Annotated in this window: 19 protein-coding genes and 1 tRNA gene; 19 read left to right on the forward strand and 1 reads right to left on the reverse strand. The window is 34.9% G+C overall.

Translation table 11 applies throughout. The annotated features are described in order from the left end of the window. From Q1J40_RS04570 to Q1J40_RS04655, 18 genes are all read left to right on the forward strand, one after another. Positions 1–838: hypothetical protein (locus Q1J40_RS04570; RefSeq protein WP_301098862.1), on the forward strand; the 838-nt coding region annotated here is incomplete at its 5' end. A gap of 60 nt (positions 839–898) precedes the next feature. Continuing rightward, on the forward strand, positions 899–2,353 hold the full coding sequence (locus Q1J40_RS04575; protein ID WP_301098863.1) for a porin family protein: 1,455 nt from the start codon (positions 899–901) through the stop codon (positions 2,351–2,353). Between the two features lie 185 nt (positions 2,354–2,538). Continuing rightward, positions 2,539–3,081 (forward strand): adenine phosphoribosyltransferase, encoded by a 543-nt coding sequence (apt, locus tag Q1J40_RS04580; protein WP_301098864.1) that lies wholly within the window; start codon positions 2,539–2,541, stop codon positions 3,079–3,081. A 37-nt stretch (positions 3,082–3,118) separates the two neighbouring features. Next, complete coding sequence (dnaX, locus tag Q1J40_RS04585) at positions 3,119–5,188, forward strand: DNA polymerase III subunit gamma/tau (RefSeq protein WP_301098865.1); 2,070 nt, start codon at positions 3,119–3,121, stop codon at positions 5,186–5,188. Beyond that, a complete protein-coding gene (locus tag Q1J40_RS04590) occupies positions 5,185–6,081 on the forward strand; it encodes an ABC transporter ATP-binding protein (protein WP_301098866.1) in 897 nt (298 codons plus the stop codon). Before dnaX ends, Q1J40_RS04590 begins: the two co-directional genes overlap by 4 nt. 11 nt (positions 6,082–6,092) lie before the next feature. Next, positions 6,093–6,848 (forward strand): ABC transporter permease, encoded by a 756-nt coding sequence (locus tag Q1J40_RS04595; protein ID WP_301098867.1) that lies wholly within the window; start codon positions 6,093–6,095, stop codon positions 6,846–6,848. 20 nt (positions 6,849–6,868) lie between these two features. Beyond that, entirely contained in the window at positions 6,869–7,627 is a 759-nt protein-coding gene (modA, locus tag Q1J40_RS04600; RefSeq protein ID WP_301098868.1) for a molybdate ABC transporter substrate-binding protein, read from the forward strand. A gap of 70 nt (positions 7,628–7,697) precedes the next feature. Then, complete coding sequence (gene modB, locus Q1J40_RS04605) at positions 7,698–8,393, forward strand: molybdate ABC transporter permease subunit (RefSeq protein ID WP_301098869.1); 696 nt, start codon at positions 7,698–7,700, stop codon at positions 8,391–8,393. Positions 8,394–8,399: 6 nt separating this feature from the next. Beyond that, positions 8,400–9,455 carry a molybdenum ABC transporter ATP-binding protein ModC gene (gene modC / locus Q1J40_RS04610; RefSeq protein ID WP_301098870.1) on the forward strand — a complete coding sequence of 352 codons (1,056 nt, stop codon included), beginning with the start codon at positions 8,400–8,402 and terminating at the stop codon, positions 9,453–9,455. 104 nt (positions 9,456–9,559) lie between these two features. Next, positions 9,560–9,636: transfer RNA gene (locus Q1J40_RS04615), tRNA-Ile, on the forward strand. A gap of 219 nt (positions 9,637–9,855) precedes the next feature. Continuing rightward, positions 9,856–11,763: an FTR1 family iron permease gene (locus Q1J40_RS04620; protein WP_301098871.1), complete on the forward strand. Its 1,908-nt coding sequence runs from the start codon at positions 9,856–9,858 to the stop codon at positions 11,761–11,763. A 38-nt stretch (positions 11,764–11,801) separates the two neighbouring features. Then, complete coding sequence (locus Q1J40_RS04625; RefSeq protein ID WP_301098872.1) at positions 11,802–12,323, forward strand: iron transporter; 522 nt, start codon at positions 11,802–11,804, stop codon at positions 12,321–12,323. An 89-nt stretch (positions 12,324–12,412) separates the two neighbouring features. After that, entirely contained in the window at positions 12,413–13,816 is a 1,404-nt protein-coding gene (locus tag Q1J40_RS04630) for a Fe-S-containing protein (RefSeq protein WP_301098873.1), read from the forward strand. Next, positions 13,817–15,136: an ABC transporter permease gene (locus tag Q1J40_RS04635; protein WP_301098874.1), complete on the forward strand. Its 1,320-nt coding sequence runs from the start codon at positions 13,817–13,819 to the stop codon at positions 15,134–15,136. It abuts the gene before it with no gap. 10 nt (positions 15,137–15,146) lie between these two features. Continuing rightward, positions 15,147–16,262 (forward strand): ABC transporter permease, encoded by a 1,116-nt coding sequence (locus Q1J40_RS04640; protein ID WP_301098930.1) that lies wholly within the window; start codon positions 15,147–15,149, stop codon positions 16,260–16,262. A gap of 1 nt (position 16,263) precedes the next feature. Continuing rightward, positions 16,264–16,929 carry an ABC transporter ATP-binding protein gene (locus Q1J40_RS04645; RefSeq protein WP_301098875.1) on the forward strand — a complete coding sequence of 222 codons (666 nt, stop codon included), beginning with the start codon at positions 16,264–16,266 and terminating at the stop codon, positions 16,927–16,929. Positions 16,930–16,939: 10 nt separating this feature from the next. Beyond that, positions 16,940–17,431, forward strand: a complete 492-nt coding sequence (locus tag Q1J40_RS04650; RefSeq protein WP_301098876.1) for a TlpA family protein disulfide reductase — start codon at positions 16,940–16,942, stop codon at positions 17,429–17,431. Positions 17,432–17,435: 4 nt separating this feature from the next. After that, positions 17,436–17,753, forward strand: a complete 318-nt coding sequence (locus tag Q1J40_RS04655) for a c-type cytochrome (protein ID WP_301098877.1) — start codon at positions 17,436–17,438, stop codon at positions 17,751–17,753. A 55-nt stretch (positions 17,754–17,808) separates the two neighbouring features. Here Q1J40_RS04655 and tgt read toward each other — a convergent pair whose 3' ends face one another. Then, on the reverse strand, positions 17,809–18,948 hold the full coding sequence (gene tgt / locus Q1J40_RS04660) for a tRNA guanosine(34) transglycosylase Tgt (RefSeq protein ID WP_301098878.1): 1,140 nt from the start codon (positions 18,946–18,948) through the stop codon (positions 17,809–17,811). Positions 18,949–19,272: 324 nt separating this feature from the next. Between tgt and Q1J40_RS04665 the strand changes: the two genes are divergently transcribed. Next, the gene (locus Q1J40_RS04665) at positions 19,273–21,285 is read left to right on the forward strand and encodes a BCCT family transporter (RefSeq protein WP_502306657.1); all 2,013 of its coding nucleotides are present in this window, start codon (positions 19,273–19,275) and stop codon (positions 21,283–21,285) included. Positions 21,286–21,315: the final 30 nt, after the last annotated feature.

The following is a 21,315-nucleotide window of genomic DNA, read 5'->3' on the forward strand; positions in this document are numbered from 1 at the left end:
TGCTGATAATGCATCTAACAACAATATTGCCAACAATACAGACGCTAACAACAAAGCGCCTGCTGATAATGCATCTAACAACAATATTGCCAATAATACAGACGCTAACAACAAAGCGCCTGCTGATAATGCATCTAACAACAATATTGCCAATAATACAGACGCTAACAACAAAGCGCCTGCTGATAATGCATCTAATGATAAAGTTATTGATAATGCTGAAACTAAAAAAAATGAACTTAATGAGAATGCTTCATCCCACAACGAATCTACAGACAATAGTTTCTTAGATTTAACACAATTTAATGATTTAAAAGCTGACTATATAGCAAAAATAAATGAACAAGATCCAACCAAACAAACATCTTTGGTGCAAGATTTTGAATCTATGGTATATGCTGCCTATTCTAGAGAAAAATTATCCAATGGAGATTATGGGTTCAATACTTTTAAAGCTGAAAAACCTAATATCAAAAAAGAAAGTATTGCAGGAACATTCAATGGTAAGTTTTCTTTAGATATAGACAATCAAAACGGATTATTTTCTTCTAAATCTGGAGATGTTTCACTTGTTGTTGACCAAAACTCCATTTCTGGGATGGGTACACTAGAAAATAACCCTACGGATAAGCTGATATTTGAGAAATCAAATATAAATGATGATCTAACTTTTAAAGGCAATTTTTCATACACAAATTCAAATACAAATTTATCATCAGATTATAATGGTTCATTTGCAGGCCCGAATGCTGAAAATGTGGTGGGTAAGATTGAAAAAGGTACAGTAACACAAGGTACCCAAATTTTAGGTGGTGCTTTTGTTGCAGAAAAACAATAATTGTACATTCTATTAAAATATGATGCCTCTGATGAGGCATCATTTACTCAATTACCTCTTATGAATAATTTTTTATTTATTTGTTTTGCTTTCCTTTCGGTATCTGCTTTTTCAATTGAGCTCACTGATTACAATACTATCGAATCATCACAATATAATTCTATACAAAAAATGCCAGATACGCCTAATATTGGTGTTAATAAAAACAATATATCATCTATTCCTAATGATTTTTCTTATGATGATCTAAAAAATAATATTTATCTTACAGAAAAAATATTGAAAACATTACTCTTACAAAACAATACTAAATTTATTCCATTACTAATCAAAATTTACGAAACATTTCCGAATAGAGATCCTATTCTGCTTGATTTTGCTAATGCACAAATGGCAAAATTAAACGGTAATTTTGAACAATCTATTAACCTATACAGAGAAATATTGGCAAGAAACCCTTCTCTATCATCTATTCGATTTGCATTAGCTATTACATTATTTGAAAACAAACAAAATAGCCTTGCTAAAGAGCAATTTGAAAAAGTAAGAAGTGATAATAAGTTACCTAATACTATCAAAGCTCAAGTAGAATCTTACCTCCAATCAATTGAAAAACAAAGTGATTGGAAGTTTAATGCAACCATATCTTATCTTAATGAAAAGAATGTGAATAATGCTTCGGATACAGCATATATACCGGAAATCTCTTTTTTGGGTATTCCATTGCAAAAATATAAGGAAATATTGCCTCAAAAAGCAAAAGGTATGAGTTATAGTATCAGTTTAAGTAAAGATTTTAATCTTCAAAAAAATCATTACATTACATTTGATCAACAATTTTATAGTAAAAATTATTGGACAAATCACTCATTTGATGACACTAACTTACGTACCTCACTAGGCTATGCCTATAAAGATGCCTTAAGTATAATTAAAATTACACCATTCTATGCTTTACGCTGGTATGGTAATCATCGCTATTCTAAATCAGGTGGATTACATTTAAGTTACCGCAAATGGTTGACTTCTCATTTGCAGTATTCTGCCTCTGGAGAATACGCACTTCAACGCTATAATGAAAACAAAGCTCTTAATGGTGTGAATTATCAACTCTCCTCTACTCTTCTTTGGCAAAAGGATCCGACCCAATTTAGTTATTTAGGGATTGATTATTATCGAGAGAATACGAGGGTAAAACAGTATAGTAATGATAGAAGTACGCTTCGTGTAGGCTGGGAAAAACATTGGAAACTAGCTGGATTATCAAACCATATTTTCTTATCGGCAAGTTATAGAAAATATAAAGATAAAGCCAAAATCGGCGTATTTCCACTAGGTAAAACAAGAGCTGATAAAATTTATACAGCAACTCTCATGCTTTGGAAAAGAGATTGGCATTTGTGGTATATCACACCTAAAGTGGTTTTAAAATGGCACAAGCAATACAGTAATATTCCTAGCTTATATCAATACACTGATAAGAACATTAATATGATATTTGAAACCGAATTTTAATTTTCATTAACCTAAAAAGTAACACTCTAAACAAATAGTTCAACTTGATTAATTAAGAATACGTCTACCAATTGCAAAACTTTTGTTATAACGAACCGCTTATTTACATTTTTTCCTTGTAATTCTCGTGTTTTTTGCTAAATTCCTCAAGTTATTTTCCCAATTAAAAAAGAAAAGGCTAAACAATGAACCCACAATTAGATTTAATAAAATCTTCTATCAAATCTATTCCTAACTATCCAAAAGAAGGAATTATCTTTCGTGATATCACATCTCTTCTAGAAGTTCCAGAAGCATTCCAAGCAAGTATTGATGCAATCGTGGCCGAATTTAAAGATAAAGGTATTACAAAAGTAGTTGGAACAGAATCTCGTGGCTTTATTTTTGGTGCGCCAGTTGCATTAGCATTAGGTGTACCATTTGTATTGGTTCGTAAACCAAATAAACTTCCTCGTGAAACAATCTCTCAATCTTACACATTAGAATATGGCGAAGATACATTAGAGATTCACACAGATTCAATTCAAGCTGGTGACAATGTATTGATTATTGATGATCTACTTGCAACTGGTGGTACTGTTGAAGCGACTATAAAATTAATTCGTCGCTTAAATGGTGATGTTGCACACGCTGCATTTGTGATTTGGTTACCGGTATTAGGTGGTGCGGAGCGTTTAGAAAAAATGGGCGTTAAATCATTCTCACTTGTGAGTTTTGACGGTCATTAATCTTTCCTTTCATAAAGAATAAATAGGATCAGTTAATTTGTCTTCTTATCAAGTTCTTGCACGAAAATGGCGACCACAACGTTTTAGCGAGGTTGTGGGACAACAGCACGTATTAGCTGCCCTTGAAAATGGCTTAAGAGAAGGGCGGTTACATCACGCTTATCTTTTTTCTGGTACTCGAGGTGTAGGTAAAACTTCTATCGCTCGTCTATTTGCTAAAGGCTTGAACTGTGAAAAAGGCATTACGGCAGATCCTTGCGGAGAATGTGAAAACTGTAAAGCAATTGAAGAAGGTCGATTCATTGATCTTATTGAGATCGATGCGGCATCTCGTACAAAAGTAGAAGATACTCGCGAATTACTTGATAATGTACAATACAAACCTACGATGGGTCGATTCAAGGTCTACTTGATAGATGAAGTGCATATGCTCTCTCGCCACAGTTTTAATGCGTTGTTAAAAACATTGGAAGAACCGCCAGAGTATGTCAAATTTCTACTGGCTACAACTGATCCACAAAAACTACCTATTACGATCCTTTCCCGTTGTATTCAATTCCACTTGCGTGCATTGGAGCAACAGCAGATCCAAGATCATTTAAGTTTTATTCTGAAACAGGAAAATATTCCCTTTGAATTATTGGCATTAGAAAAACTCGCTAAAGCTGCTCAAGGGAGTATTCGAGATTCGTTGAGTTTGACTGATCAAGCAATTGCAATGAGCAATGCCAATGTAACTGCTGATATTGTGAGCCAAATGCTTGGCTTGATTGATGATCATCAACCACTTGAACTTGTTCAAGCCCTTGCGCTAGCTGATGGCGAAAAAGCAATGAATGTGATTCAATCCGTAGCGACCAAAGGTGTCGATTGGCAACAATTCCTATCGGATCTTGCAGAAACATTGCATAAAATAGCAATGCTCCAGCTATTACCTAAACCAGTTCAGGAAGAAACGACCTTACATTTTCTGGCACGTCAAATTTCACCGGAAGATGTGCAATTCTTCTATCAGCTTGTTTTAACAGGCAAAAAGGAATTACCCTTTGCTCCTGATCAGCGTATTGGGGTAGAAATGACGATCTTAAGAGCTTTGGCATTTCATCCTAAATATATTGAAACATCATCGGCTACTGAGATCAAAGCAGTTCAAGCTCAACCTCAAGTACGTTCTCAACAAGCAGTGCCACAACAGTTTGAACAATTGCGAGAAAAGCTTCGCCAGAATCAACAAACTCAATCTGATGCACAAGTACCACAACAAGTACAGGCAAAAACACAACCGCAAGCGGTCAGTTCCGCTCAACAATCTGTAAATAATGTAGCAGTAGCAGAAGTCAGTGAGCAAAATAGTGAAAATGATATTGTCGCCAATGCAACTTTAGCACTTAATGCATTAAAAAAACTGCAAGGTCAAAATCAGGCTCAGGACGAAAAAAAAAAATCTGAAGTAATACCTAAAAAGACTAAACAATCTTCGGATTTAAGTATTCAAGAACGCTTTGCTAATTTAGCTAAAAAAGCGACACCAACAAATCAAACTAAAAATGTTCAGCCTAAACACAATCAAGCCATAAAAACTACTGATGAAGATTATCGTTGGACATGGCTTAATCCTGAATTAGAAATTGAAGAGTCATCACCTAAACCTTCAGATATTAAGCAAGCGATTCTACAAGAGAAAACACCAGAATTACTGAGAAAAACCATAGAACTTTCTTGCGAACAAGATGAATGGTGCAAAATTGTCGAGTCATTAGACTTACCCGGACTTGTTCGACAAGTGGCTTTAAATAGTTATCTCGCCAATCGAGAAGGAAATCATCTTAATCTGATTTTAAAATCATCGGTTGCACATTTAAATCATCCTGATAATCTAAAAAAACTGGCAGATGCTATGGCGATACAAGGATTAACCTATGATTTAAGCCTTGGGGAAAGTAATGGCAGCCAAACACCTTTGGAATTACGCAGAATCATTTACGAGCAAATGACTGCTAATGCCAAACAAGCATTATTAACAGATCCTAAACTCAAACTATTGATGGATGCATTTAATGCACAACTAGATGAATCAACCATTAGAGCGGTGGTAATAGAAGAATGAATGCATTAGAAATTAAAAATTTAGTCAAACAATATTCAACGGGTGTACAAGCAATTAAGGGGATCGATCTTACCGTTGCTCAAGGAGACTTTTACGCCCTACTCGGCCATAATGGTGCGGGTAAATCCACTACAATTGGAATTATTAGCTCTTTAGTTAATAAAACCAGTGGTACAGTAAAAGTTTTTGGCTACGATTTAGATACCGAAAAAACTAAGTTAAAACAACAAATTGGGCTTGTACCACAGGAATTTAATTTTAACCAATTTGAATCAGTTATCGATGTAATCATGAATCAAGCTGGATTTTATGGTGTACCTCATAAAGAGGCACTAAAACGAGCTGAATACTGGTTAAAAAAATTAGAATTATGGGATAAACGTAACCATCATACTCGTGAATTATCAGGCGGTATGAAACGCCGAGTAATGATTGCTCGTGCATTGATGCACAACCCTAAATTGCTTATTTTAGATGAACCAACGGCTGGGGTTGATATTGAGTTACGTCGTAGTATGTGGGAATTTTTAACTGAACTCAACGAACAAGGTACAACAATTATTTTAACCACTCACTATTTGGAAGAAGCAGAAAGTTTATGCCGTCATATTGGTATTATTCAACAAGGACAATTGATTGAAAATACCTCAATGAAATCATTACTGGCTAAGCTAGAAACTGAAACATTTTTGCTTGATTTAGCTGAAAACAAACCGCTTGCAATTAATGACTACCCTGTTAGATGGGTCGATGATACGACCATTGAAGTTGATGTAAAACGTGAACAAGGGCTAAACAAACTCTTTCAACAATTAAGTGAGCAACAGGTTGAAGTATTGAGTATGCGAAATAAATCAAATCGCTTAGAAGCCTTGTTTATGAGCTTAAAATAAAAGGATAATATATGATTGGTTTTTACACCTTAGTAATGAAAGAAATAAAACGAGTGTTGCGTATTTGGCGACAAACACTCGTACCACCGATTATTACCACAACCCTTTACTTCCTTATTTTTGGTACGTTAATTGGACGTCGCATTGGCGATATGAATGGTGTGGGTTATATGCAATTTATTGCACCCGGACTCATTATGATGTCTGCAATTACTGCATCTTATACTAATACTGCCTCTTCATTTTTCTTAAGTAAATTTGTTCGCAATATCGAGGAATTATTAGTTTCGCCTCTTTCTACTCATACAATCATTTGGGGCTATGTGTTAGGTAGTGTGATTAGAGGTGTCTTAGTTGGTATTCTCGTGATGCTTGTTGCCTTATGTTTTATCTCTTTTGATATTCATTCGTGGACAGTCATTATTCTAACCATATTGCTGACTACGATTGCCTTTGCATTGGGTGGAATTGCTAACGCAATTTTTGCCAACACCTTTGATGATGTAGGAATTATTCCAACCTTTGTACTTACTCCTTTAACTTACTTAGGTGGCGTGTTCTACTCAATCAATCTTCTTCCTGAATTTTGGCAAGGTGTTTCTCGATTCAATCCGATAGTGTATATGATTAGCGGATTCCGCTACGGATTTTTAGGCATCAGCGATGTTTCACTCTATTACACTTTTGGTGTGCTTATCTTATTTGTCGTAGTGCTTTATGCTTGGGTATATTCATTAATTAGCCGAGGGGTTGGGTTAAGAAGTTAATTCTTAAAGAAGGAAATCCAATGTTGAAAAAATCATATATCATCAGTTTATATAGTTCATTACTCTTGGCTAATATTGCATTGGCTCAAAATATCACAGTATTTGCAGCAGCTTCGATGACAGATGTACTACAACAAATTGGTGATGAATATAAGAAACAACATCCCGATGATGATCTTATTTTCTCATTTGCTGGGTCGTCCACTTTAGCAAAACAAATTGAACAAGATGCTCCAGCAGATATTTTTATCTCTGCTGATGAAAAATGGATGGATTATCTTTCAGAAAAACTACCTAAAAAAGTCCAAAACAGAACCGTTTTAGTGGAAAATGAGTTAGTGCTAATCGCCCCTAAATCAAGTTCCCTTGAGTTAATGGACATCAAACAAGTGCCATTTAAGAAACTCACTGAAGATAGTTATCTGGCTGTGGGCGATGATAATGTGCCTGTTGGGCGATATGCCAAAACCGCTCTAACCAATCTTAACTTATGGCATACGGTTGAATCTCGTCTATCTAAAGCAAAAGATGTGCGGGCTGTGCTAACTTATATTGCTCGAGACGAATTACCATTAGGTATCGTCTATTCAACTGATGCAAAAATCAGTGATGATGTGAAAGTCGTTTCCGTCTTTCCACAAGAAAGCTACGGTAAAGTAGTGTATCCAGCGGCAACACTTACAGATAAAGCCGAAGCAAAATCTTTTCTCGATTTTCTATCCAGTAAAGAAGCTAAATCTTTCTTTAAATCTGCTGGATTTAAATCCGTTGAAAAATAAAAGTATGATGTAATAGCGGTCACTTTAGTCTGATATTTTGCAAATTTTAAAATAGGAATTCACACCACTAATGAATCTGTTTTCTGCATTTTCTCCTCAAGAACTGACCGCTATTTTCTTAAGTCTTAAAATAGCCTCTGTTGCTGTTATTCTTGCTTTACCTTTTTCTATTGGCATTGCTTGGCTACTCGCCCGTAAAAACTTCTGGGGCAAGAATCTGCTCAATGGCATTATCCACTTACCTCTCGTTTTGCCTCCTGTGGTTATCGGATTTTTATTGCTGATCTCAATGGCAAAAAAAGGGCTCATTGGGCAATATTTATGGGATTGGTTTGGCATCTCACTCAGTTTTTCGTGGAAAGGAGCAGTCTTAGCCTCTATTGTGATGGCTTTTCCCCTTATGGTTCGCTCCATTCGTCTTGCCTTCGAAGCAATCGATCCTAAATTAGAACAAGCTGCCCGAACACTTGGCGCTAATCCAGTCAAAGTCTTTTTTACTCTTACCCTTCCCCTTTCTTTTTCGGGGATCATTGCTGGAGCGGTGCTTGGCTTTGCCCGATCATTAGGTGAGTTTGGTGCAACCATTACCTTTGTGTCTAATATTCCAAATGAAACACAAACTATTCCAGCCGCACTATACACATTTATTGAAACACCCAATGGAGAAATGGCTGCCGCTCGTTTATGCTTAGTCGCTATTGCTATTTCTCTAGTCGCTCTTTTTGCATCAGAATGGCTTGCTCAACGCCAACAAAAATATAGGTAAATCGATATGCTACACATTTCAATTCAACAAAAATTAGGTGATTTATTGCTAGATGTGAATGTCGATATTGCCAATCACGGCGTAACCGCTATTTTTGGACGTTCAGGAGCAGGCAAATCAAGTTTGATCAATCTAATAGCAGGCTTAAGCCAAGCAAGTAAAGGGCAAATTGTCCTTAACGATCGCATTCTTTTTGATTCATCACAGCGAATAAACTTACCGCCAGAAAAACGCAAAGTAGGCTATGTATTTCAAGAACCTCGATTATTTCCACATTATCGAGTAGAAGCGAATTTAAAGTACGGATGCAAGCGGTCAGATCCCGATAATTTTTTACAACTTATTGAATTATTAGGCATTAAACATCTACTTGACCGTTACCCTAACAGTTTATCAGGGGGAGAGAAACAACGTGTCGCAATCGGACGAGCATTGCTTTCTGAACCTGATATTTTACTAATGGATGAACCTTTATCCGCCTTGGATTTACCACGTAAAAATGAATTATTAGACTATTTGAGCCAATTAGCCAAACAAATTTCAATCCCCATTCTCTATGTAAGTCATAGTTTAGATGAAGTTATTCGTTTAGCTGACAAGGTATTACTTCTCGAACAAGGCAAGGTTATTGCCTATGATAGCACTATTAATGTTTGGCACAGTCCTAAGTTTTCCGAATGGCAACCTGATACGCAAAAAGTTAGCCTACTTGAGTTGCCAATTTCAGATGAAAATCATCACTATCAAATGCAGAGTGTTTCATTAGGCACGCAACAAATTTGGTTTAACAAACACAGTCGCTATCAACTAGGCGAAACATTACGTATTACTATTGCTAGCAAAGATGTGTCGATTACCTTAAATAAACCAAAACAAACCTCTATTCGTAATATTCTCCAAGGTAAAATTTGCAAAATTCAGCCACAATCTGACCGCTTTGATATTAAAATTGATGTCGAAAACCATTTTATCTGGGCAAGTATCAGTCAATGGTCTGCAGAAGAATTATCCTTAACACAAGGAAAAAACATTTATCTACAAATCAAATCGGTCTCGATTTAACACAAAAGCAGCCCAAATAGTCGTTTTTTTCAGCTTATGAATAGAACACACTAGATTTTCATTATATTTATCTTTATAATGCACGCCGTTTTACACACTCTAATCCCCCCGTAGCTCAGTTGGTTAGAGCAGTCGACTCATAATCGATTGGTCACTGGTTCAAGTCCGGTCGGGGGGACCATTTCCCTTTCATAACTCTTCGTTACAATTTAAGAAGAACTTTAGTAATCAAGTTTGGCAATTATACATAGCGGTTTACCCTTTTTGCACATATTGATATGTATCAATATAATAAGATCTTAATGCTTTCATTTTAAAATTTTAATTGGACATAAATGAACGAACACTCTACAATTAAACATAATAATCATTCTTAATTAGTAGCAGAGGTTTTGGTTTTATGTTCCACTTACTACTACGCAATTGGCAACACTATGCTATTTTACTATTTTCATTATTTTATAGTAGTCTGGCATTTTCAGACACGGACTATCATCAATGGGTACAAGATATTGAAAATCGACTTGATAAAACATTGTCTCTTTATCAGCAGAATAATTCCGATGATGCTAGAACTGAAGTACAGATGGCTTATTTTGAGGTTTTTGAAAATTTAGAAGGACCTATTCGTATTAATTTTTCAGCTCAAAAAAGTTATAAAATGGAAGCGACTTTTGGTGAAATCCGCAAGATGATCGGTGAATCTAAACCTATTGCTGAAGTAGAAACTACAATAAACGGACTAAAAGCAGAACTAGAAGAAGTCTTACCATCTCTTATTAATGGTCACCAAATTAGTGCATCAGCCTCACATGAGGTTTATGATAATCCTGAAATTGAGCCTTATTGGCAAGATAGTTTCAGGGTTATTGACGATCTATTAGCACAAGCAATTACAGCTTATCAAAAACAAGACTATCAAACAGCGAAGAAATTGATACAACAGGCACAGTATGATGGCTATAAAAATTCAGAAATGGAAATGTCCGTTCGCAAAAATCGTTCCGCAAGTATCTCGGCTAATATCAATCAACAGTTCTACGATCTTATTCGATTAAGTGAAGAACCAGACCAAATTATCGCTATCGGTTATCAAGTTACAACGTTATTACAAGATATCGAAGAACTATTACCAAATCTCCCTACAACTAGAGAAACGCAACAAGTAGCACAATCATTAGATAATGAAGCTGAATCACAAGATTGGGCTAAGATATCTCAAGATATCAATACTCGGATCCAACAAGCCATAAAAATGTACAATCAAGGTGAAGGCAAAAAAGCTATGTTGTTTGTCCAAGACACCTATTTTGATGTATTTGAAAATACAGGAATGGAAAATAAAATTGGTTCAAGAGATAGCCAATTTAAAGCTGATCTCGAGGGTTATTTTACTCGTCTTGTTAGCTTAATTAAAGCTGAACAACCGAGTGAACAACTACAAGAGCAAGCTAAAGGCCTTCAAGATGGACTAGTTAAAGCTGTCGATATGTTAGATGAAGGCAACCAAAGCGATTGGTCAATGTTTATTTACAGCTTGATTATTATTTTACGTGAAGGCTTAGAAGCATTACTTATTGTTGCTGCGATTATTGCCTATTTAGTCAAAAATAATCATAACGATAAATTGCCTGTTATCCGCCAATCTGTTTATGTTGCACTAGTAGCAAGTGTGGTTACAGCAGTTATATTCCAATTTATATTCTCTAATTCAGGTGCTAACCGAGAACTATTAGAAGGGTTTACTATGATCATTGCAGTCTTTATGCTGTTTATGATGAGTTATTGGTTATTATCTAAAGTTGAAGCACAAAATTGGAAACGTTATTTAGAAGGAAAATTAACTTTAGCACTTAGTACCGGCTCATTGATGGGATTATGGTTCACTAGCTTCCTGGCTATTTATCGAGAAGGAGCTGAAACCGTACTATTCTATTATGCACTGGTTGGTGATGCAACAAGCTCAATGAGTTATTTGTATATGTTTGCTGGATTCATTGTAGGATGTATTCTCCTCGCTATTTGTTACTTCATAATGCGTTATAGTATTGTTAAATTGCCACTTAAACCATTCTTTCTATTTACTGGTTCGTTTATGTACCTGATGGCATTTATTTTTGCAGGAAAGAGTATTCTTGAACTTATTGAAGGTAAATTATTTGAGCCTACATTGTTATCAGGTGTACCAGAAATTTCCTGGCTTGGTATTTATCCTTATGTAGAAACATTAATACCGCAACTAGTTTTACTAATTGCTGCAATTTTTGCCTTGTTCTATATGAAATATAAAAGTAAACAAACTATTTAATTATTATCAAGTTTTTAACCCCCAAAAAGGAAAATATTATGAAAAAAACTGTAATGGCGACTGCCTTATTATCAAGTATTTTAGCTGCTCCTAGTGCTTTTGCTTTTGAAGAATTTCCAATTGGCGAAGCAGTAACAATGAATAATATGGAAATTGCTGCAGTATATTTACAACCAATTGATATGGAGCCAAGAGGCATGGGATTATCAGCTGCTCAATCAGACATTCACTTGGAAGCAGATATTCATGCAACCACTGGTAATACTAATGGATTTGGTGAAGGTGAATGGATGCCTTATCTTACAATAAATTATGTTTTGGTAAATAGTGATACTGGAGCAAAACAAGAAGGTACTTTTATGCCAATGGTTGCGAGCGATGGCCCTCACTATGGTGCCAATATCAAAATGATGGGAGTAGGTAACTATAAATTAACTTACCATATTGATCCTCCATCAAAAGCTGGTTTACACCGTCATACAGATAAGGATACTGGAGTTGAGCGTTGGTGGAAACCTTTTGATGTTAGCTATGAATTTAAATTCACTGGATTAAAATAATTCATCAATAACTCTCGTTGAGAAAAACACCTTAAAAATTTAAGGTGTTTTTCCCATTCTTTACATTTCTTTTTATAGTTAGAGCCATTATGAATTACTTTTTTGTTTTTTTATTACAGAGCGTTATGCCGTTTGCACTATTACTTGGTTGTATGTGGTCAAATTACTCAAAAGTAAAAATTCAATCACTTATCTGGAGTAGTATTTTTGCTATATTTATTGGTATAGCTATCTATCTAAATTTACCTCAAAACCAAACAACAGTACTCGTTTTAACTGGTGCTATTGCTAGTCTGTTGTTTATTTTTTACCTAGTTCAATTCTTCTATTCTAAACGACTCGCTTATATTTTAAATTTTATCCTATGTTTAGTGGCTGGTATTATCTGGGCTAAAGATCCTAACATTACCTCTGTAACTAATACTGATGTTATCAATACTGATTTTATTTTAAATATCTGTGCCATCGTTCTGGGTTTCTTATTTTGTTTATTTATCGCTTGTTGGATCAATATCCTATTAAAACAAAAAGAACTCCAACAAAAATTTAGATTTATTCGATTATTTGTCATTACAGCGGTTACATTATTACTTCTTATTCCTATGTTAAGTGATATCTTATTGAGTTTGATGAAACTTCAAATTTTGGATCTCACTAAACTTCGCCTAACTATTGTGGCGAAATCAGGAAGTCTTACTAACTATTTTAACTATATAAATATGGTCGTACTTATCCTAGTATTGCTCGTATTTATACCTATCGTGTATATCCCACGTAAGAAATCTTCAATATCAGAAAATGATCTAATAGAAAAAAGACAAAAAACAGCAATATTCCTCGTTGCAAAAAGACTTTTTATTTCAGGTTTTGCAATCATTTGTATTATTTTTTCAACTCAACTCTATTGGGATCAAGTCGCTTCACAAGCACCTAGATTATCAGAAGCAACACCTGTTACCCTTGATGAAAATAATCAAGTTAGAATTCCAATTGAAACCGTCAAGGATGGCAAATTACATAGATTTGTTTGGATCGCTGATGATGGAAAAGCAGTTAGATTCTTTATCATAAATAGAGTACAAGGAAAGGTAAGTTTAGGTGTAGTATTTGATGCTTGTCTATTATGTGGTGATCAAGGCTACATAATGGAAGGTGATCAAGTTATCTGTGTCGGTTGTGGTGTTCGTGTATTTATTCCATCAATCGGTAAACCTGGTGGTTGTAACCCTGTACCAATTGATGACTGGGAACAAACAGAAGACAGTGTGGTAATAAGTAAAGCAAGTTTAGAAGCAGGGAAAACGTACTTCTCTACCGTTGTTGAACTAGAAGTAACCGATCCTGTAGATCACAGTAAAGTCATCAATACAAAAACGGAATACAGATACACTTATAACGATAAAACTTATTTCTTTGCAACCGAAGAAAATATGAGTTTATTCCGTGATAATCCTGAAAAATATGTACAGGATGATGCAACCAAGGGGGAATAAATGTTATTTAGAATGCTATTTCAATCTTGGCGGTATGGATTAAAAAGAAAACTCCTCGCTATTACTACGATATTCTTAGCAGCTGGATTAGTCTCTGCATTACTTGCAGTTTCTATCGATATCGGTGATAAGATGTCGAGAGAATTGAAATCTTATGGGGCAAATATTCTTATTGCACCAGCAAGTAGTGCTACTTTGCCTGATGAAATGAATATTAATAGTTCACTTTCTACCCAAGATTTCTTAGATGAATCAGAATTACCAAATATCAAAGATATCTTTTGGCGTAACAATATTGTCGGCTTTGCACCTTTATTAAAAGCACAAGTCACTGCAATATCGGGTAACGCATCAAATGAGATTGAAATATTGGGTACATTTTTCGATCATCAAATAGCTGTTCCTGATGAAGATGACTATCATACAGGTCAAAAAATTATTAGCCCTTTTTGGAAGGTTGAAGGCAAATGGGTCGATGATTCAACTAACCAATTTACTGGGCCAATACCAGCATTACTTGGTAAAACATTATCTCAGCAATATAATTGGCAAGTTAATGACGTAATCCAGTTAGAATATATTGATGAAAAGCAAACAAAACATTCGGTTGATGTGACTATCACAGGTATTCTATCAACTGGTGGAGCTGAAGAAAATCAGATCGTTATGCCTTTAAGTGAGGTTCAAAATCTACTTGGATTAGAAGGGAAAGTACAAGAAATCAAAGTTTCTGCACTTACTGTACCTGAAAATGCATTATCTCGTAAGGCTAGAGCAAATCCCGATGCTTTAACTGCTGAAGAATATGATCTATGGTATTGTACAGCTTATGTATCCTCTATTTCACTTCAACTGGAAGAAGCTATTTCTGGAGCAGTAGTTCGTCCAATTTGGCAAGTTGCTGCATCAGAAGGTGCGGTAATTGAAAAAATACAATTATTGCTTGGTGTAGTGACTTTCGCTGCTTTAATTGCTGCGGCAATGGGGATTGCTTCCCTAATGACCTCAACCATCATTGAACGTAGTAAAGAAATTGGGCTAATGAAAGCATTAGGCGCATACCAATGGCAAATTATTCTACTCTTCTATTGTGAAGCAACAGTAAGTGGGCTTATTGGTGGAGTTCTAGGATGTATTGCAGGTTGGGGACTGGCTCAATTTATCGGAACGGCTCTTTTTGGTTCACTATTAAGCTTTGCTTGGATTGTTATCCCTTGTGTAATGGTATTATCAGTATTAATTGCAATAATAGGTACTTGGATACCTGCACATAGAATCTCTCAACTCTATCCTGTAGAGGTTTTATATGGCCGTCAGTAGCTCGAACAACATGTTTTGGAGAATCGTCTTTAGAGCATTACGGTTACGGTTGCAAAGAGTATTAATTATTTTCTCTGCATTGACCGTAGGAGCAAGTATTGTTACTGCAATGTCTGCTGTGTATTTTGATATCAATACTAAGATGAGCCAAGAACTTAGAACATTTGGTGCTAATTTTTATATCGGTTCACTACAAAATGGATTCATGTCTGAATCAAAACTTGAACAAATAATTAAAGAAGCACCAGCTAATTTAATTACTGCAGCAAGCCCTTATTTATATGGTATTGCACGGAGTGAATTGGAAAAAGTCGTACTCATGGGAGTTTGGTTTAGCGACATTAAAACACTTGCCCCTTATTGGCAAATTACGGGTAGCGCTATTGGTGTTAATTTTGATGATCGCAATGCAATGATTGGAAAAGCCCTTGCTGAAAGACTCAATCTAAGCATTGGTGATCAAATAACATTAATCAAAGATGCCTCGAATAAGCATAGCTTTAAAATTAAAGGTATTGTTGAAGCTGGTGATGCAACAGACAATATGCTTATCGTAAGCTTAGAATTTGCACAGAAATGGCTTGATAAATCAGGACTCGCCACAAATGCTTTTTTGAATGTTAAGAATGATCAAGGTCAAGTGGAACAATTTGCTCAAAAATTAGAACAAGAATATCCTGATTTAGATATCCGTCCAATTCGAAAAGTATCAGCATCTGAAGGGCAAATACTCGATAAAATTAAAGGACTAATGGGACTAATCTCTTTAGTTATATTACTGTTGGCAACACTTTGTGTTAATACTACCCTCATCGCCATAGTGGGTGAACGTTCTAAAGAATTTGCCTTACAAAAAGCGTTAGGTGCAAAACGAACTGATATTATTAAACAAATTATGACTGAAACTCTTATCATTGCTATTTTTGCAATTATTGTGGGACTAATTTTAGGCTATGTTCTAGCTCAAGTGTTAGGGATAACTGTATTTAAAGCCTATATAGATATGCGTTTACCTGTTATTCCTATTACTATTATACTTTCGTTATGTGTGGCTTTAATTGCAGTAATTGTTCCAACACGTAGAGCGTTAGAAATTCAAACTGCAAATGTATTAAAAGGTGAATAGAATGGCTAACAATATTATAGAAACAATAGGGTTATACAAAAGATTCGATCAAGTTACCGCATTAGCAGACATCAATATTACAATCAAAGAAGGTGAATTTATTGCAATAATGGGGGCTTCTGGCTCTGGAAAAACAACGCTAATGAATATTCTGACTGGATTAGATACGGCTACAGAAGGAAAAGTCATCATTGATGGTATAGATACCGCACAGTTAGATGAAGTAGGCCGCCAACGATTCAGAGCCGAAAGAATTGGTTTAGTTTTCCAACAATTCCATTTAATACCCTACTTAACTGCATTGGAAAATATTATGCTTGCTCAGCATTATCATAGTGTTGTCGATGAAGAGTCTGCCAAAGTAGCACTTGAAAAAGTAGGTCTTGGACATCGTATCAATCATAGACCTAGCCAACTTTCTGGTGGAGAACAACAACGTGTTTGTATTGCTAGAGCATTAGTTAATCAACCACCAGTAATATTTGCTGATGAACCTACTGGTAATTTAGATGAAAAAAATGAAGAATTGGTGCTAAATCTATTAACTGAACTCAACAAACAAGGGCGAACCATTGTTATGGTTACTCATAACCCAGAACTAACAAAGCTTACAAATAGAACCATATTTTTACAACATGGAAAATTTTTACGTGAAGAAATTAACTAAGGAAATTACTATGTCATCTCGTATTTTTAAAATGATTAACACTGCCTTACTTTCCGTTGCTTGCATCACCCTTGTTGCTTGTAAAGATGAAGTTGCTACAGTTGGAGGAACCGCTCCAGATTTAGCCACATTTGACTTACAAGGGAATCCAGTGAGCTTACAAGAAAAACAAGGCAAACCATTGCTACTCACTTTTTGGTCAGGATCTTGTGGTATCTGTGCAGAAGAATTAATTGAGTTCCAAGAATTACAAAGTAAATATCCAAATAATATGCAAGTTCTTGCGGTTAATATTGATGGTGAAAATGCTGATACTCAAAGTGTAGTAAATAAAAGAAATTTAGTTTTACCCGTAGTTAAAGATCAATTAAATATTACAGCTGAACGTTATCAATTAAAAGGAACACCTACTTCTTTTGTCATTAATGCAGAAGGAAAAATCCTTAATAAATATGAAGGGTTAATCCCAGAAGAAGAATTAGAGGGTTTATTTAAGGGATAATGCAATGAAAATTATTTATTCAGTAATCCTATTGATTGCAAGTGCTAATCTATTTGCAAATACTGATTCTCCAGCCGATGCTGAAAAAGGTGCAAAATTGTTTAAACAAACTTGTGCCACTTGCCATGGAAAAACTGGCGAAAAATCAGCGATGAACCAATCTAAAATAATTAATCAGCTAAATGCAGATGAAATTGTTTTAGCATTACAAAATAGAAAAACTGGTACAATTTCAATTTCTAAAGCAGGAAATAGAATTAAATCTAAATTATCTGAACAAGATATGAAGGATATTGCAGAGTTTCTGCAAAAAATAGAATAGCTTTTTGAATTAGCCCAAGCATATAAAAAATAGTATACTTGGGCTAATTTTAAACTTAACCAAGTTGTAAAGGTGGAACTTCTTTACCTATCTTTTGGTAAAATTCTACAACAAAATCATCAAATCTATCTTCCTCAATCGCTTGACGGATTTTAGCCATTAAACGTTGATAATAGCGTAGGTTGTGGATCGTATTTAATCTTGCCCCTAAAATCTCACCACATTTATCTAAATGGTACAAATAGGCTTTTGTATAATTTTTACAAGTATAGCAATCGCATTCTGGATCAAGTGGTGTCGTATCATTACGATACTTAGCATTCCGAATCTTTACAATACCATCTGTTACAAATAAATGTCCATTCCGAGCATTACGTGTTGGCATAACACAATCAAACATATCAATGCCACGACGAACCCCTTCAACTAAATCTTCAGGTTTTCCAACCCCCATTAAATAACGAGGTTTATCCTGTGGAATTTGAGGGCAAACATACTCTAAAATGCGATGCATATCTTCTTTAGGTTCACCTACAGCTAATCCACCAACTGCATAACCATCAAAGCCTATTTTAACTAATTCTTCTGTGGAGATTTTACGTAACTCTTCATATACACCTCCTTGAATTATGCCAAAAAGTGCATTTTTATTGCCTAGATCATCAAAACGAACACGACTACGCTTTGCCCAACGTAGTGACATTTCCATAGATTGTTTAGCATAATCAAATGTTGATGGGTAAGGAGTACATTCATCAAAGATCATCACAATATCTGATCCTAAATCATATTGAATCTCCATAGATTTCTCTGGTGATAAGAATATTTTTTCACCATTAATTGGATTTTGAAAATGAACACCTTCTTCTTTAATTTTTCTTAACTTGCCTAAGCTAAAGACTTGAAAACCACCAGAATCTGTTAGGATTGGTCCATGCCATTGCATAAAATCATGTAAATCCCCGTGTTGACGCATCACTTCTTGTCCAGGACGTAACCAAAGATGGAAAGTATTACCTAATAGAATTTGAGCTCCCGTTGCTGCAACTTCCTCGGGCGTCATTCCTTTTACTGTACCATAAGTTCCCACTGGCATAAAAGCAGGGGTTTCTACATGATATTCACCTTTAGGACGAGAAAAAGTCAGTCGCCCTCTACGAGCTTTACCACATGTTTTTTTTAATTCATATTTCATTTAATTCTCCTACGAAGAAACAGTTCGTAAATAAAGTTACTAAACCTAATGAGGTGAAATGTATTATACCTTAAACATCAATAAAACAACCTGAAAATAATACTATGCATATATTGGTTGATAAATTATAAACAAAATTTTGATAAATCATTACTTTATGCTAAAATAAACAGGAGATAAGGGAATTTCATCTATTTTTTTAAAATTTCCCTTATTTTATTTTACACTTCAAACTTTATATGTTTTGTCTCAACAACATCATAATTTTTTTACCAAATATATTTTGTAACAAAATAGGAGTATATTTTGTTTTTGTCTAAATTGATTAATGATCGATCTTCATTTAATCCTTTCGTTATATCTATAACACTGTTATTAGTGTTAATGCTTGTTGCTTTAACACTTATTTTACCTGAACAAAGTCAAGAGGTACTAAATTGGGCTAAAGCTACTATTTTTGTAGACTTTAGTTGGTTTTATATCCTTTCTTTCTCAATATTTTTATTTTTCTTACTTATTTTATCTGTCAGCAGCTTAGGAAATATAAAATTAGGTTCAAATGAAGAAGAACCGGAATTTTCATTTATTTCATGGTTAGCTATGTTATTTGCTGCAGGTATGGGGGTTGGATTAATGTTCTTTGGCGTAGCTGAACCATTAACTCACTTCACCTCATCGATTACTACTGGTTCATTAGAACATAAACAACAAGAAGCATTGTTACATACATTCTTTCACTGGGGGATTCATGCTTGGGCTTGTTATGCAGTCATAGCTCTAGCATTAGCTTACTTCGGATTCCGCTATAAATTACCTCTGGCTTTACGCTCATGTTTTTATCCTTTATTAAAAGATCGTATTAACGGTAAAATTGGTGATATTATTGATATTGTTGCTTTAATTGCAACTCTTTTTGGTATTATCACTACTCTTGGATATGGCGCATCACAGCTTGGTGCAGGCTTAGAGCAGATTGGAATACTTAATGAAAGTAACTTTTCAGTTCAAGTTATTGTTATACTTGTCGTAATGACACTTGCGGTAATCTCTGCCATATCAGGTGTTGGTAAAGGTGTTAAAATGCTGAGTGAAATCAATTTAGGATTAGCATTTTCACTTATGCTATTTGTATTAATTGTAGGTCCTACTCTTTACTTATTATCATCATTCAGTGATAACTTAGGTAGTTATTTAAGTGGGGTTATCCAATTAAGCTTTAAAACCTATATCTATGAATCAGAAAATACAGGATGGTTTACTGGATGGACAGTTCTATATTGGGCATGGTGGTGTTCTTGGGCGCCATTTGTAGGATTATTTATTGCACGTATCTCTCGTGGACGTACGATTCGTGAGTTTATCTTTGGTGTATTAGCAATCCCATCACTTTTCTGTGTTTTATGGTTTACAATTTTCGGTAATAGTGCAATTTGGTTAGATACTAATGTTGCAGATGGTGCATTAAGTGCATTAATATCTTCACCAGAAACACTATTATTTAAGTTTTTAGATTATTTGCCTTTATCAACTATTACTGGAATAGTTGCTCTTGTTATTATTTCATTATTCTTTATTACATCTGCGGACTCAGGTATCTATGTATTAAATAATATCTCATCTCGCGATAAGAGTATGTCATCTCCAAGTTGGCAAGCAATTATGTGGGGAATCTTAATGTCTGTTGTAGCCATCGTATTAATGAAAGATGGCGGCTTAGGTACCTTACAAACTATGACGCTAATATTTGCCCTTCCATTCGCAATTCTTATGCTCATTATGTGCATAAGTTTATGGAAAGGTGTGACTGCTGACAAGAAATACTTTGAAGCGAAAGTAACACCAACAAGCGTATTCTGGAATGGTGATAAATGGAAAGAACGTCTTGGCCAAATGCTTGTTCAAACACAAGAAAGTGATATTATCAAATTCTTAAAACGTACTGCGTTACCAGCAATGCGTGAATTACGTCAAGAATTAATTGGAGTTCATAATCTTAATGTTGAAGTAATTCAAGATCTTGAAGATCCTGAAGAACCAAGTGTAGAAATTATTATTCATAAAGAAGCAATGCGTGATTTCAAATATGGAATTAGATGTACAAGCCACGAAACTGCTGAACAATTAATCAGTGATGATGGCTTACCTCATATCCAACATACAAAAACTTATCAACCTATTACTTATTTCTTTGATGGAAGAACAGGTTATGATGTACAATACATGACACGCAATGAACTTATTGTTGATATTCTAAAACAATATGAACGTTATATGACACTACTCGATAATGTCGGTCAAGAATTAATGGCTCATGAACAAACTGAATTAGCAGAATAGTTCTATCCATTATTTCATAAAAATAATCAA

Origin of the sequence: Otariodibacter sp. (assembly GCF_029256985.1) — a bacterium.
Lineage (GTDB): Bacteria > Pseudomonadota > Gammaproteobacteria > Enterobacterales > Pasteurellaceae > Otariodibacter.

What these genes read in the sequence shown, in the direction of transcription:
- Q1J40_RS04640 (WP_301098930.1), top strand. Translation starts at nt 15,147, where the DNA reads ATGTTTTGGAGAATCGTCTTTAGAGCATTACGGTTACGGTTGCAAAGA.
- modB (WP_301098869.1), top strand. Translation starts at nt 7,698, where the DNA reads ATGAATCTGTTTTCTGCATTTTCTCCTCAAGAACTGACCGCTATTTTC.
- Q1J40_RS04650 (WP_301098876.1), top strand. Translation starts at nt 16,940, where the DNA reads ATGTCATCTCGTATTTTTAAAATGATTAACACTGCCTTACTTTCCGTT.
- Q1J40_RS04620 (WP_301098871.1), top strand. Translation starts at nt 9,856, where the DNA reads ATGTTCCACTTACTACTACGCAATTGGCAACACTATGCTATTTTACTA.
- Q1J40_RS04595 (WP_301098867.1), top strand. Translation starts at nt 6,093, where the DNA reads ATGATTGGTTTTTACACCTTAGTAATGAAAGAAATAAAACGAGTGTTG.
- Q1J40_RS04645 (WP_301098875.1), top strand. Translation starts at nt 16,264, where the DNA reads ATGGCTAACAATATTATAGAAACAATAGGGTTATACAAAAGATTCGAT.
- Q1J40_RS04635 (WP_301098874.1), top strand. Translation starts at nt 13,817, where the DNA reads ATGTTATTTAGAATGCTATTTCAATCTTGGCGGTATGGATTAAAAAGA.
- Q1J40_RS04575 (WP_301098863.1), top strand. Translation starts at nt 899, where the DNA reads ATGAATAATTTTTTATTTATTTGTTTTGCTTTCCTTTCGGTATCTGCT.
- modA (WP_301098868.1), top strand. Translation starts at nt 6,869, where the DNA reads ATGTTGAAAAAATCATATATCATCAGTTTATATAGTTCATTACTCTTG.
- apt (WP_301098864.1), top strand. Translation starts at nt 2,539, where the DNA reads ATGAACCCACAATTAGATTTAATAAAATCTTCTATCAAATCTATTCCT.
- Q1J40_RS04590 (WP_301098866.1), top strand. Translation starts at nt 5,185, where the DNA reads ATGAATGCATTAGAAATTAAAAATTTAGTCAAACAATATTCAACGGGT.
- tgt (WP_301098878.1), bottom strand. Translation starts at nt 18,948, where the DNA reads ATGAAATATGAATTAAAAAAAACATGTGGTAAAGCTCGTAGAGGGCGA.
- Q1J40_RS04655 (WP_301098877.1), top strand. Translation starts at nt 17,436, where the DNA reads ATGAAAATTATTTATTCAGTAATCCTATTGATTGCAAGTGCTAATCTA.
- modC (WP_301098870.1), top strand. Translation starts at nt 8,400, where the DNA reads ATGCTACACATTTCAATTCAACAAAAATTAGGTGATTTATTGCTAGAT.
- Q1J40_RS04625 (WP_301098872.1), top strand. Translation starts at nt 11,802, where the DNA reads ATGAAAAAAACTGTAATGGCGACTGCCTTATTATCAAGTATTTTAGCT.
- Q1J40_RS04630 (WP_301098873.1), top strand. Translation starts at nt 12,413, where the DNA reads ATGAATTACTTTTTTGTTTTTTTATTACAGAGCGTTATGCCGTTTGCA.